This is a genomic window from Microbacterium sp. OVT16B (assembly GCF_019969705.1).
Lineage (GTDB): Bacteria > Actinomycetota > Actinomycetes > Actinomycetales > Microbacteriaceae > Microbacterium > Microbacterium natoriense.
The window spans coordinates 3,118,535-3,132,124 of record NZ_JAHXZA010000001.1; the positions used below are offsets into that span (position 1 = coordinate 3,118,535).

Below are 13,590 nucleotides of genomic sequence, written 5' to 3' on the forward strand. Positions count from 1 at the left end.
GCAGCCTGCTCAGACCGAGAAGTACTTCGCCTCGGGGTGGTGGAACACGAACGCGTCGGTGGACTGCTCCGGGTGCAGCTGCAGCTCGTCGCTGAGCTCGACGCCCATGCGCTCGGGGCGCAGCAGCTCGACGACCTTGCGGCGATCCTCCATGTCGGGGCACGCGGGGTAGCCCAGCGAGAAGCGGGCGCCACGGTACTCGAGCTTGAACAGACCAGCCGTGTCGGTGGGGTCTTCGGCCGAGAAGCCGAGTTCGGAGCGGATGCGCGCGTGCCAGAACTCGGCGAGCGCCTCCGTGAGCTGCATCACGAGGCCGTTGAGCTCGTAGTAGTCGCGGTACCGGTCCTCGGCGAACAGCTTCGCGGTGACCTTGTCGATCGCGGCGCCCGCGGTGACGAGCTGCACGGGGAGCACATCGACCTGCCCCGACTCGCGCGAGCGCACGAAGTCCGCGAGGTCCAGGTGTCGATCGCGACGCTGCCGCGGGAACGTGAACCGCAGCCGATCCGTCCCGACGGGTCCGCCGGAACCTCCGTCGGGTGCGAGCAGTCCGGGCACGCCCAGGGTGCCGGTCGGGTCGTCGCCGTGGTGCAGCACCACGACGTCATCCCCCTCCGACACCACAGGGAAGTAGCCGTAGGCGACGGAGGCGTCGAGCATCCCCTCGCCGAGGATCCGGTCGAGCCAGTACCGCAGGCGCGGGCGCCCCTCGGACTCGACGAGCTGCTCGTAGGACGCTCCGTCTTCGCCTCGGCCGGGCTTGAGACCCCACTGCCCCATGAAGGTGGCGCGCTCGTCGAGGAAGGCAGCGTAGTCGGCGAGCGCGATGCCGCGCACGATGCGGGTGCCCCAGAACGGCGGCGCAGGGACCTCGTTGTCGGATGCCACGTCGGAGCGGCCGGGCATCGCCTCGGGCTCCGTCAGCGTGAGCTGGGCGCCGCGCGCGTGGATGCGCTTCTTGAGCGCCGGCAGTCCGACTTCGGAGGCGTCCTCGCCGCGCGCGACCCGCACGAGCGGCTCCATGAGCGCGAGCCCCTCGAACGCGTCCTTGGCGTAGCGCACCTCGCCGTCGAACATGCCCGCCAGATCGTCCTCGACGTAGGCGCGAGTGAGGGCGGCGCCGCCGAGGATCACGGGCCACTTCTTCGCGAGCCCGCGGGCCTGCAGCTCCAGCAGGTTCTCCTTCATCACGACCGTCGACTTCACGAGCAGGCCCGACATGCCGATCACGTCGGCGTCGTGCTCCTCGGCCGCCGCGATGATGTCGGCGATCGGCTGCTTGATGCCGAGGTTGATCACCCTGTAGCCGTTGTTCGTGAGGATGATGTCGACGAGGTTCTTGCCGATGTCGTGCACGTCTCCGCGCACGGTCGCGATCACCATGGTGCCCTTGCCCGAGGCATCCGACTTCTCCATGTGCGGTTCGAGCAGCGCGACCGCGGTCTTCATGACCTCGGCCGACTGCAGCACGAACGGCAGCTGCATCTCACCCGCGCCGAACCGCTCGCCGACGATCTTCATGCCCTCGAGCAGGTGGTCGTTGATGATGCCGAGCGCGGTCTTGCCCTCGGCACGTGCGAGGTCGAGGTCGGCTTCGAGCCCCTTGCCCTCGCCGTCGATGATGCGCCGCTCCAGCCGCTCGCCGACCGGGAGTGCCGCGAGCTCGGCGGCGCGCTGGTCGCGCAGGGCCGCGGTGTCGACTCCGGCGAACAGGTCGAGCATGGTCGACAGCGGGTCGTAGGTGACGTTCCCGTCAGCGTCGTACTCGCGGCGGTCCCACACCAGGTCGAGCGCGACCTTGCGCTGCTCCTCGGGCAGGGAGGCCAGGGGGACGATCTTGGCGGCGTCGATGATGCCGCTCGACAGGCCGGCCTCCGATGCCTCGTGCAGGAACACCGAGTTGAGCACCATGCGCGCGGCGGGGTTGAGCCCGAACGACACGTTCGAGACACCGAGGGTGGTGTGGATGCCGGGGTACTTCTGCGTGATCTGCCGGATGGCCTCGATCGTCTCGATGCCGTCGCGCCGGGTCTCCTCCTGGCCGGTGGCGATCGGGAACGTCAGCGCGTCGACGATGATGTCCTCCACGCGCATGCCCCACTCGCCCACCAGCGAGTCGATCAGGCGCGAGGCGATCGCGACCTTGCCCTCGGTCGTGCGGGCCTGTCCCTGTTCGTCGATCGTGAGCGCGACGACCGCGGCGCCGTGCTCCTTGACGAGCGGCATGATGCGGCCGAACCGGCTGTCGGCGCCGTCGCCGTCTTCGTAGTTCACGGAGTTGACGACGGGGCGCCCTCCGATGAGCTCCAGTCCCGCCTGGATCACGGGCGGCTCGGTCGAGTCGATCACGAGCGGCAGCGTCGACTGCGAGGCGAAGCGCGAGACGACCTCGCGGATGTCGGCGACGCCGTCACGCCCCACGTAGTCCACGCACACGTCGAGCAGGTGCGCGCCGACGCGGATCTGGTTGCGGGCGATCTCGACGCAGTCGTCCCAGCGCTCCTCCAGCATCGCCTCGCGGAACGCCTTCGAGCCGTTCGCGTTCGTCCGCTCGCCGATCGCGAGGTACGAGGCGTCCTGATCGAACGACACGTGCTGGTAGAGCGACGCGACGCCCGACTCGACCTCGGGCGTGCGAGTGGTCAGCGCGCGGGTACGGTACGGCTCCAGCCGCTCGACCACCGCAGCGAGGTGCTCGGGGGTGGTGCCGCAGCATCCGCCCACCAGCCCCAGACCGAACTCGCGCACGAACTGCTCGTGCGCGGTCGCCAGCTCCGCAGGGGTCAGCGGGTAGTGCGCGCCGTTCGCGCCGAGCACGGGCAGCCCCGCGTTGGGCATGCACGCGATCGGCACCGTGGAGTGCTTCGACAGGTGGCGCAGGTGCTCGCTCATCTCGGCGGGGCCGGTGGCGCAGTTCAGGCCGATCGCGTCGACCCCGAGCGGTTCCAGCGCCGTCAGCGCGGCGCCGATCTCCGACCCCATCAACATGGTGCCGGTGGTCTCGACGGTCACCTCGACGAAGATCGGCAGACGGATGCCGCGCGCCACGATCGCCTGACGGCATCCGTTCACCGCGGCCTTCGTCTGCAGCAGGTCCTGGCTGGTCTCGATGAGGAACGCGTCGGCGCCTCCGTCGATCAGGCCCTCCGCCTGCAGCGCGAACGTCTGCTTGAGATGGTCGTACGTGGTGTGGCCGAGGGTCGGCAGCTTGGTGCCTGGCCCCATCGACCCCAGCACCCAGCGCACGCGACCGTCCACGGCCTCGGCGGCCTCCGCGCGCTCGCGGGCGATGCGCGCGCCGCGCTCGGCGAGCTCATGGATGCGGTCGTCGATGCCGTAGTCCGACAGGTTCGACCAGTTGGCCCCGAACGTGTTGGTCTCGACCGCGTCGATGCCCGTCGCGAAGTACGCGTCATGGATGCCGCCGATCACGTCGGGGCGGGTGACGTTGAGGATCTCGTTGCACCCCTCGAGCCCCTGGAAGTCGGCCTCGATAGACAGATCGTGCTGCTGCAGCATGGTGCCCATCGCGCCGTCGGCGATGACCACGCGCGAGTGCACGGCATCCAGCAGCGCCTGCGAGCGGGCCGGGCGGTCGAAGGCCTCGATGTCGAGGGCGTGACGGGGGTGCGACATGCTCCCAGCCTAGGGGCGAGTTCCCGCCGTGTTTCGGCCCGCGACGGAGCAAGATGGACCCTATGACGCTCCCGCCGCTCGCAGACCTGATCGACTCGGCACGGGTCGTCTCCCTCCCGATGCACACGCGCTTCCGCGGCGTCGACACGAGAGAGGCCCTGCTCTTCGAGGGCCCCGAGGGCTGGGCGGAGTTCTCCCCCTTCGTGGAGTACGCGGATGCCGAGGCCTCGACCTGGCTCGCCGCGGCGATCGACTTCGCCTGGAACGCCCAGCCGGAGCCGCTGCGCGACCGCATCCCGGTCAATGCCACCGTCCCCGCGGTCGACGCGTCGAAGGTGGCCGAGGTGCTCGCCCGATTCCCCGGGTGCCGCACCGCCAAGGTCAAGGTCGCCGAGCCCGGTCAGACGCTCGCCGACGACGTGGCCCGTGTGCGCGCCGTGCGCGAGGTCATGGGTCCGGAGGGCCGCATCCGCGTCGATGCGAACGGTCTGTGGAACGTCGACGAGGCCGAGCACGCCGTGCACGCCCTCAACGAGTTCGACCTGGAGTACGTCGAGCAGCCGTGCGCGACGGTCGACGAGCTCGCCGAGCTGCGCCGACGGGTGAAGTACATGGGCATCCCGGTCGCCGCCGACGAGAGCGTGCGCAAGTCGTCCGACCCGCTCGCCGTGGCCCGCGCGAAGGCGGCCGACCTCCTCGTCGTGAAGGCGCAGCCGCTCGGCGGCGTCACGCACGCGCTCCAGATCGTGACCGCCGCCGGACTCCCCGTGGTCGTGTCGAGCGCCCTCGACACCGCGATCGGGCTCTCCCAGGGCGCCGCCCTCGCCGCCGCGCTGCCGCGGCTCGACTTCGACTGCGGACTCGGAACGGCGTCGCTGTTCCTCGACGACGTCGCCGACCTCCGTCCGGTCGACGGCTCGATTCCGGTGGGCAGGGTGGCACCGGATGCCGCGGCGCTCACGCGGCTCGCGGCCTCCGACGAGCGCCGCGACTGGTGGCTGGCCCGCCTCGGCCGCTGCCACGAGGTGCTTGGCGGCGTCGGAGATGCGTCCTAGCCTGGCTGCATGTGCCGCAACATCGTCCCTCTGAACAGCCTCGAACCGGCCGCCACCGACGAGGAGTGCCACGACGCCGCGCTCCAGTTCGTGCGCAAGATCGCGGGCACGACGAAGCCCTCGCGAGCGAATCAGGAGGTGTTCGACCGCGCCGTCGCCGAGATCGCGGAGTCGACGCGTCGTCTGCTCGACGAGCTCGTCACCCCGGCGCCGCCGAAGAACCGTGCGGAGGAGGCGGCGAAGCGCCAGGCCCGATCCGCTGAGCGCTACGAAGCGATCCGCGTGTTCCAGCAGGAGAAGCGGGCAGCGCGCGCCGCATCCTGAGTCCGGCCCTTACGAGGTCTGCCGCTACGAGGAGACGGGCCGCTCGACGGGCTCCCGGAAACGCGGGTGCACCCACACGAACACCGTGACGAAGGCCATGATGACGGCGCCGATGGCGATGGGGAGCACCGGCTCCACGCCGTAGAGCGCCGTACCGAGCAGCGGAGCGACGACGAAGGTCAACCCCGTGGTCGCGCCGATGAGTCCGGCGAGGCCGCCCTGCTCGTCGCGCCGGACGAGCAGGGTGGGGCCGGCCGTGTACCCGGGCATCGCGGTGCCGAGGCCGAGCCCGATGAGGAAGATCGCGGTGAACAGCGACCACGCTCCGAGGTCCACGGTGAGCAGCGCGAACCCGAGCAGGGCCGTGCCCCCGCCGACACGCAGCAGCGTCGGCGGCATCCATCCGCTGCGCGGCACGATGACGGTCTGCGCGACGACCATGCCGATTCCTGCCGCCAGGAGCGCAGCCCCCGTCACGACGCCGGTCTGCGCCGACGCCAGGCCGAGGCGGTCCTGAACGATGAACCCCGTGATGACCTGGATGAACCCCAGCGCCGTGAACATCCCGAAGCCGGCGACGAGGAACGGCCAGACTCTCGGGTCAGACGGGCGCACGCGGACCGGCTCCGCGATCAGCTCCGTCCTGGTCTCCCTCCGCAGACGGAAGGCGACGACGAGGAGCGCCACGACCAGCAGGAGCGGGACGACCGCCAGCGGGGTGAGCAGCCCGAACGCCGAGAGCACTCCCCCGACCACGGAGCCCGCGATCATGGCGATCCCCTGGACAGCTCCGACGCCCGCCATCCCCTTGACCCTCGCCTTCTCGTCCTCCGTGACGTCGGCGATGTACGCCTGCGCGGTGGGCGGAACGGCCGCCAGCGCCGATCCGAATCCGATGCCGCGGAAGAGGACGAAGAGCAGGAAGAGCACGGTGCCGCTGAGGAGCCCCGTCATGCCGGCCCACGCCGTGAGCGCGAAGAGCACCATGGTCGCGACGGCGAGCGCGAGTGCGAGGACGAGCACGGGCTTGCGTCCCCACGACTGCGAACGGCGACCCCAGAACTGGCTGGTGAGGACGATCATGACGGCAGCGACGCTGATGGTGGCGCCGATCTGCCACTCGGCGAGACCGACATCCCTCGACAGCGGCGCGATGATCGGATTGAGGGTCATCTGCGCGAGATAGGCGAGGAAGACCGCGGCCAGCAGCAGGGGCACCTGTGGACGCGGGGCAGCGGGGGCGATGGGGATCGAGGCGGTGTCGGCGCCGGTCATGGGCAAGTCCTCTCAGACGGGTTCGGGTGGACGGCGGTCACTGTCGACCGGCGAGTTCGTGTCGGATGCCGGCGAGGACGACGCGGAGCTTGCCGTGGAACCACTCGAACGGATCGGCGGTGATGGCGCGGATCATCGCGGATCGCACGTCGTCGGTCGCCTTTCCGCTGTGCGGCGCCCTCCACTGGCGCTCCACCATCGCGCGCATCCCGCCCGCCTGTCCTGGCAGCGGAGCATCGAAGGCCTCAGCGCCCCGACGGCTGTCCGCGGCGAGGTCGAACACGAGATCGACCGCGAGCACGGCGGCGTTCGGCGAGAATCCGCGCTCGACCAGCGCAGCGGCCACGCTGTCTGCGATGGTGACGATCGACGCCGGGATGACGCCCCTGGCGACCTCGGCCGCGGCTCCCGGATGCTGCTCCCAGATGCGCCAGGAGGCGATCGCCCAGCGTTCCAACAGCGGATGCCAGTCACCGTCGAGTCCCGGCCACTCCCCTCTCCGCAGAGCGAGGTCGAGACCGAGGCGCACCAGCTCGTCCCTCGTGCGGGCATGGCGGTACAGCGTCGCCTGTCCGACTCCGAGCCGTGCGGCGACGGCGGCGAACGTCAGCTCGAGGAAGCCGATGTCGAGCACGGCGCGGGCGATCGCGTCGGCGTCGACCGCGACGGGCCTGCCGGGACCGCGTCGGGACGGCGGACGATCCGGAGATGGGGTTAGGGTCACCTAACCAGGTTATGAGAGTGTGCTCTCTATAACAAGGCCCACAGCCGATGCGCCGTCCGCGGCACTCCGTGGGCGGCGGGAAGGGGCGCGCACGGCGCGCGCCTCACTCCTCGATGAGCAGCTGCACCAGGCGTCCGAGCTCGACACCGCCGGAGCGGCGCAGCTGCGCAGCATCCTGCCCGTCCATCGCGCCGCGCACGGTCATGCCCTCCCACACGATCATGAGCATGCGTGCAGCAGCCTCGGCGGGCACGCGCAGCCGCAGGAGACCGGCGGCGACGATGTCGGTGATGATCTGCGCGATGCTGGCGACCATCTCGCGCTCCTGGGCGAGATAGGCGGCGCCGAAGGCCTCGTCCCGAAGTGCTCGGATGCGGATCTCGCTCATGAGCATCACGCCGAGACGGTCGTCGCCGCCCGAGTCCATGACGTCCTGCACGAGCTCGACGGGATCGCACCCCTCGGCGAGCGCGCCGTCGGCCGTCATCTCCTCGACGCGGGCGCGGACCGCCTTCACGCGCACCTCGCCCACACTGGCGGCGAGCGTGAGGAAGAGCTCGTCCTTGGACTCGAAGTTGGAGTAGAAGGCTCCGCGGGTGAAGCCTGCGCGCTCGCACACGGCCTCGACCGATGCGCCGTCGAGGCCCACCTCGGCGAACACCTGTGCTGCGGCATCGAGCAGCCTGGCTCGTGTGTTCTCGCGACTGCGCGTCGTGGATGTCGTCATCGAATCCTCCTGCCCCCTCATTCTCACACCCGGCACACAGACTTTCGCGGGCCGACACCTTTACGATACATCTATGTATTGGATACACCTGTGTATCCAACTGGGATCCTCGGAGGAACGTCGTGTCCACTCTCCTGTCCTCGCTCGGGCGCTGGTCGTTCCGGCACCCCTGGCGCGTGCTCGTCTCCTGGCTCATCGTGCTCGGCATCGCCGGCGCCGGTGCGCTGGCTCTGGGGCAGGGCACCGACAACACCTTCTCGATCCCCGGGACCGAATCGCAGGCCGGCCTCGAGCAGCTGTCCCGCTCGTTCCCCCAGGTGAGCGGCACCAACGCGCAGTTCATCGTCGTCGCTGCCGACGGCGACCACATCACGGATGACGCCTACCGGACGGACGTGGAGCACGCCGTCGACGAGCTGTCGACGATGAAGGGCGTCCTCGCCGTCACCTCGCCCTATGACGAGATGGTCAAGGGCATGATCAACGACGACAAGACCGCCGCGATCGTGCGCCTGCAGTTCGAGGGGCAGGCGACCGACGTCTCCGCCGAGACGAAGGATGCTCTCACCCGCACCGTCGACGAGCTCTCCACAGCGCTCCCCGACGGCTCGCAGACCTCCCTCGGCGGGGACCTCTTCGCGATGTCCATCCCCGGTGTGACGCTCACCGAGGCCGTCGGCCTGCTGATCGCCCTGCTCGTCCTCATCGTCACGTTCCGCTCCTTCGTCGTCGCAGGGCTCCCGCTGCTCACCGCGATCCTCGGCGTCGGCATCTCCATGGCCGGCATCTTCGCCGCCACGGCCTTCGCGACCGTCTCCTCGACCACGCCGCTCCTGGCGCTCATGCTCGGGCTCGCCGTCGGCATCGACTACGCCCTGTTCATCATGGCGAGACACCAGGATCAGGTGCGCGAGGGCGTCGACCCCGAGGAGTCCGCGTCGCGCGCCGTGGGCACAGCGGGGTCTGCGGTCGTGTTCGCCGGAGTCACCGTGCTGATCGCGCTGATCGGCCTCGGATTCGCCGGCATCCCCTTCCTCACGACCATGGGCATCGCGGCATCCGTCGCGGTCGCCGTGGCCGTGGCGATCGCCGTGACCCTCACCCCGGCCGTCCTCGGCTTCGTGAAGGGACGGGTCACCGGCTGGCCGCGCCGCGAGCGCAAGGCGCGCAAGGGCGCCCCCGCCCCCGCCCCCGAGGCCCGTCGCTCGTTCAGCCAGCGCTGGGTCTCCGGCGTCACGAAGCGCCCGATCCTCGTGTCGCTCGCGGTCGTGATCGGACTCGGCATCGTCGCGGTGCCCGCGCTGAGCCTGAACCTCGCGCTCCCGAACGCGGGCGTGCTGCCGAAGGACTCCGAGGCGCGGCAGACCTACGACCTCGTCGGCGAGGAGTTCGGCGCCGGCTTCAACGGTCCGCTGATCCTCACCGGCACGATCGTCACGTCGACCGATCCGCTGGGCCTCATGGAGGATCTCGGAGACGCCGTCGCGAAGGTCGACGGCGTGAAGGAGGTCGCCCTCTCGACCCCCAACGAGACCGCCGACACCGGCATCGTGCAGATCATCCCCGAGACGGCGCCCGACGCCCCCGCGACAGCCGATCTCGTGCGCGAGCTCCGCTCCCACCACGACGAGTGGCTGAAGGAGTTCGGCATCGACCTCAAGGTCACGGGCTTCACCGCCGTCGGGATCGACATCTCCGACCAGCTCGGCAACGCGCTGCTGCCGTTCGGCATCTTCGTGATCGGCCTCTCGCTGATCCTGCTGACCATCGTGTTCCGCTCGATCTGGGTCCCCGTCACCGCCGCCCTCGGCTACCTGCTCTCGATCGTCGCGGCGTTCGGCATCGTCGGCGCCGTCTTCGAGTGGGGCTGGTTCGCCGACCTCCTGCACGTCGCGAAGGTCGGCCCGATCATCAGCTTCATGCCGATCATCCTGATGGGCGTGCTGTTCGGACTCGCGATGGACTATCAGGTGTTCCTCGTCTCCCGCATGCGCGAGGACTTCGTGCACGACAAGGACTCGAAGAACCCCGACCGTGCGGCGCGCCGGGCCGCGGCGCTCCGAGCCGTGCGCAGCGGCTTCACGGGCTCGGCGAAGGTCGTCACCGCCGCAGGACTCATCATGTTCGCGGTGTTCGTCGCGTTCGTCCCCGAGGGCGACTCCTCGCTCAAGCCGATCGCGCTGGGGCTCGCCGCGGGCATCGCGATCGACGCCTTCCTCGTGCGGATGACGCTGATCCCGGCGCTCATGGCCATCCTCGGCGAGCGCGCCTGGCAGATCCCCGCGTGGCTCGAACGGATCCTCCCCAGCGTCGACATCGAGGGCGAGGCCGTTGAGCGTGAGCGGCACCTCTCCTCCTGGCCCGGAGACGACTCGGTCGTCGCCGCCGACGGCCTCGTGCTCGCCGACACCGGCATCGACGGACTGCACCTGCGTGTCGCACCAGGCGGATCGGCGGTCCTCACCGGAGCCGCCCCCGGTGCGCTCCGCGCGCTCGCCCTCGCGATCGCCGGCCGCGTCACCCCCGACGACGGTCGACTGCGGGTCGCCGGCCACCTCCTCCCCGGACGCGCAGCGTGGGTCAGGGCGCACGTCGGAACGGTGATCGCGACGGATGCCGGAGCCACGGCATCCGATCTCTCCGAAGCCCTGCGCGGCCGCCCTGCACTCGTCGTGATCGACGGCGTCGACCTGCTGCCGCAGGCGGCGCGCGATCAGCTCGCCGCGCGACTGCGCGACGCGGATGCCGCCACGGCCGTGCTCCTCACCGCCGCCGCTCCTGCCGCGGCGCTCGACATCCTCGCGTCCGCCGGGCGCGAGACCACGGACCTCGTCGATGTGAGCGCACCCGCTCCTCGCCTCGCCGACGAGCCCGCCGCCCACCCCGACTCCGCCGCAGACGCGACGGATGCCGCCGGCCTCGACGCCGAAGACTCCGCAGAATCCACCGAGGTGACCGCATGACCCTCCCCATCGAGCGCGCACGCTCCCGCAAGCCCATCACGTGGCTGACGATCCTCGGCATCCTGCTGCTCCCCGCAGCCGTCGGGGGCATCCTCGTCGCGGCGCTGCAGAACCCGACCGAGCGGCTGGACTCCATGACCGCCGCGATCGTGAACCTCGACGACCCGGTCACGATCGACGGGCAGCTGACCCCGCTGGGCCGACAGCTCTCTGCGGGGCTCGTCGAGGGCTCGGACGACCTCGACTCCAACCTCACCTGGGTCATCTCCAACAAGGACGACGCCGCCGAAGGTCTCGCCGACGGCACCTACCAGGCCGTCATCACGATCCCCGAGGACTTCTCCGCCGCCGCGACCTCAGCAGGCCAGGCGATCTCCGACGGCGGCGGCGCGGCCTCCGACAAGGCCGAGAAGGCGACCATCACCGTCACCACTCCGCCAGACGGCCTCGTCGCCGACGATCTCATCACCAGCCAGATCGCCTCGGTCGCGACGTCGACGATGGGCTCGATGCTCAGCGAGGCGACCATGAGCAACGTGCTGGTCGGCTTCACCACCCTCGGCGACCAGATCGGCGAAGCGGCTGACGGCGCGCTGCAACTCGCCTCCGGGGCACGGGATGCCGCGACCGGTGCGGCCGCGATCCCGGACGGTGCCGCGAAGCTGGCCACCGGCGCGTCCGGTCTCGGATCCGGCGCCTCCGATCTCGCGAACGGCCTCGGCACGATCGCCGGCAGCACCCGTCAGATCGCCGCCGGCGCGGGACAGCTCGGGTCCGGGCTGCTCGGCGGGGCGTCCGGATTGCAGCAGACGGGCCTCGTCCCCGCAAAGCTGTCGGACGGCGCGGCTGCCGTGCAGCAGCTGACCAGCGGCGTCGCAGCCGGAGTGTCCGGTCTGTCGACGGAGCTCACGAAACTGGTCGGTGAATGCGACACGGTCGCGACGCCCGACTTCTGCGCGAAACTCAAGAACGCATCGGCGACGGCGGCCGGCCTCGTCGACCCGGAGAAGGGTCCGGCGATTCTGGCAGCAGGAGCCGCGACCGGCACCGCGGCAGGACTCAAGGCCTTCAACACGGAGGCGACCGCGACCCTCTCCGCACAGATGCGCGATGCCGGCACCGCCGCCTCATCCATCTCCGCCGGCCTCAACCAGCTCGCCACCGACGGCATCGACAAGTCCGCGAGCGGCGCCCGCCAGCTCGCCGACGGGGCGACGCAGCTGTCGGACGGCGCCACGCAGCTGTCCACCGGAGCGACCGAGCTCGCCACCGGGCTCGACACCCTGGCGACGGGCACCGGTGATCTCGCCGGTGGACTGCGCAAGGCCTCCGACTCCCTGCCGTCGTTCACCGACGGCGAGTCGAAGTCGCTGGCGACCGTGATGGCCGACCCGGTCACCTCGAACTCGAAGATGGACACGATCTTCGGCCCGACCGCGATCCCGCTGCTCGCCGCCGTCGTGCTGTGGTTCGGCGGACTAGCCTCGTTCATCGTGATGCGGGCGCACACGGCGCGCACCCTCACGTCCCGCCGTTCCTCGGCCGGTCTCGCTCTGCGCTCCTTCGCGCCGGCCGCGCTGATCGGCGCCGGCCAGGGCGTGCTCGTGGCGCTCATCGTGCAGATCGTGGCGAGCTATGACGCGGCGACCTGGTGGGCGTTCGCCGGCACGGCTGTGCTCGCCGGCGTCGTGTTCGCCGCGGTGAACCAGGCGCTCGTCGCGGTCTTCGGCGGGATCGGCCGCTGGATCGGCGCTCTGGTCGGTGTGCTGGCCGTCGCGACCGGGCTCATCTCGACCGTTCCCGGGTGGCTCTCGGCGATCGGCGCCTCCCTGCCCACGGCGCCCGCGTTCACGGGTCTCATCGCCGCGAACGGCGGGGCCGCAGCGGGGCTCGTCGTCTGGGGTGTGCTGTCCCTGATCGTCACGACCCTCGCGATCGCCCTTCGCCGGACGACCTCTGCGAAGACGGTGCTCGCGACCGCCTGAGCATCCATCGACCGTCGTCCTCCGGGGGACCGAGAACGCCTCCGCACAGCGACCTGCGGAGGCGTTCTCGTCGGCGCCGGCACAGATCTCCCCCGGCGCATCGGAGCGTGTGCGAGCTCATACGTAGATCGGATGCGAGACTGGGTGCAGCGTCGAGGGGGATGCGCGTGTGAATCCTCCTGATGAAAGAAGCGTGCATGATCTCGTTGTCCGCCGCCCTCGGTATCGCGCTCATCGAGCTCGGGCTCGCCCTCACCCCCGGACCGAACATGATGTATCTGGTCTCTCGCAGCATCAGCCAGGGATGGCGTGCCGGGATGATGTCGCTGTCCGGGACGGCTGTGGGCTTCGTCGTGTACCTCGTCATGGCCAACCTCGGGTTGGCGGCGGTCTTCCTCGTCGTCCCCTGGCTGTTCATCGTTGTGAAGATCGCGGGCGCCCTGTACCTCCTCTGGCTCGCCTACAAGACGCTTCGCCCGGGTGGGAGGTCCCCGTTCGAGACCGATGATCTGCCTCGCGATTCGTTCGGCACGCTCTTCCGCATGGGGCTTCTGACGAACCTGTTGAACCCGAAGGTCGCGATCCTCTATCTCGCGCTCATTCCGCAGTTCATCGATCCCGCCGCCGGCAGCATTGTGGCGCAGGGATTCCAGCTCGGCGCGATCCAGATCCTCGTCGGGGTGGTGGTCAACGGCGCGATCATCGTCGTCGCCGGCTCCGTCGCCACCTTCCTTCAGCGCAGGCCCACGTGGATGCGATGGCAGAAACGGGTCACCGGCACGCTGCTCGGCGCGATCGGCGTGAAACTCGCCATCGACGCTCCCGCTCCCGCCGTCGCCCCCTGACGTCGGCAGCACCTTCGAGTCGCCGCCCGGTCGTCGACCGCGCTTCTCCGGAACGT

Annotated in this window: 9 protein-coding genes; 5 read left to right on the plus strand and 4 right to left on the minus strand. The window is 70.3% G+C overall.

The genetic code is table 11. From position 1 onward, the window contains the following. Positions 1-9: 9 nt before the first annotated feature. Complete coding sequence (gene metH, locus LC438_RS14765) at positions 10-3,636, minus strand: methionine synthase (protein WP_223587025.1); 3,627 nt, start codon at positions 3,634-3,636, stop codon at positions 10-12. A gap of 62 nt (positions 3,637-3,698) precedes the next feature. Here metH and LC438_RS14770 point away from each other — a divergent pair, with 62 nt between their 5' ends. Continuing rightward, positions 3,699-4,691, plus strand: a complete 993-nt coding sequence (locus LC438_RS14770) for an o-succinylbenzoate synthase (protein WP_105676024.1) — start codon at positions 3,699-3,701, stop codon at positions 4,689-4,691. A gap of 9 nt (positions 4,692-4,700) precedes the next feature. Next, positions 4,701-5,015: a DUF2277 domain-containing protein gene (locus tag LC438_RS14775; RefSeq protein ID WP_223587026.1), complete on the plus strand. Its 315-nt coding sequence runs from the start codon at positions 4,701-4,703 to the stop codon at positions 5,013-5,015. A 24-nt stretch (positions 5,016-5,039) separates the two neighbouring features. Here LC438_RS14775 and LC438_RS14780 read toward each other — a convergent pair whose 3' ends face one another. From LC438_RS14780 to LC438_RS14790, 3 genes are all read right to left on the minus strand, one after another. Beyond that, a complete protein-coding gene (locus tag LC438_RS14780; protein WP_223587027.1) occupies positions 5,040-6,290 on the minus strand; it encodes an MFS transporter in 1,251 nt (416 codons plus the stop codon). 37 nt (positions 6,291-6,327) lie between these two features. Then, positions 6,328-7,014, minus strand: coding sequence for a helix-turn-helix domain-containing protein (locus LC438_RS14785; protein WP_223587028.1), 687 nt, complete (start codon positions 7,012-7,014; stop codon positions 6,328-6,330). A gap of 103 nt (positions 7,015-7,117) precedes the next feature. Then, complete coding sequence (locus LC438_RS14790) at positions 7,118-7,741, minus strand: TetR/AcrR family transcriptional regulator (protein ID WP_223587029.1); 624 nt, start codon at positions 7,739-7,741, stop codon at positions 7,118-7,120. Positions 7,742-7,863: 122 nt separating this feature from the next. Here LC438_RS14790 and LC438_RS14795 point away from each other — a divergent pair, with 122 nt between their 5' ends. From LC438_RS14795 to LC438_RS14805, 3 genes are all read left to right on the plus strand, one after another. Further along, positions 7,864-10,704 (plus strand): efflux RND transporter permease subunit, encoded by a 2,841-nt coding sequence (locus tag LC438_RS14795; RefSeq protein WP_223587030.1) that lies wholly within the window; start codon positions 7,864-7,866, stop codon positions 10,702-10,704. Continuing rightward, entirely contained in the window at positions 10,701-12,689 is a 1,989-nt protein-coding gene (locus LC438_RS14800; RefSeq protein WP_223587031.1) for a YhgE/Pip domain-containing protein, read from the plus strand. The genes LC438_RS14795 and LC438_RS14800 overlap by 4 nt, the downstream gene beginning before the upstream one ends. 197 nt (positions 12,690-12,886) lie before the next feature. Then, positions 12,887-13,534: a LysE family translocator gene (locus LC438_RS14805; protein ID WP_105676014.1), complete on the plus strand. Its 648-nt coding sequence runs from the start codon at positions 12,887-12,889 to the stop codon at positions 13,532-13,534. Positions 13,535-13,590 lie beyond the last annotated feature (56 nt).

Coding starts and splice junctions, on each gene's coding strand:
- metH (WP_223587025.1), bottom strand. CDS start 3,636: ATGTCGCACCCCCGTCACGCCCTCGACATCGAGGCCTTCGACCGCCCG.
- LC438_RS14770 (WP_105676024.1), top strand. CDS start 3,699: ATGACGCTCCCGCCGCTCGCAGACCTGATCGACTCGGCACGGGTCGTC.
- LC438_RS14775 (WP_223587026.1), top strand. CDS start 4,701: ATGTGCCGCAACATCGTCCCTCTGAACAGCCTCGAACCGGCCGCCACC.
- LC438_RS14780 (WP_223587027.1), bottom strand. CDS start 6,290: ATGACCGGCGCCGACACCGCCTCGATCCCCATCGCCCCCGCTGCCCCG.
- LC438_RS14790 (WP_223587029.1), bottom strand. CDS start 7,741: ATGACGACATCCACGACGCGCAGTCGCGAGAACACACGAGCCAGGCTG.
- LC438_RS14800 (WP_223587031.1), top strand. CDS start 10,701: ATGACCCTCCCCATCGAGCGCGCACGCTCCCGCAAGCCCATCACGTGG.
- LC438_RS14805 (WP_105676014.1), top strand. CDS start 12,887: ATGATCTCGTTGTCCGCCGCCCTCGGTATCGCGCTCATCGAGCTCGGG.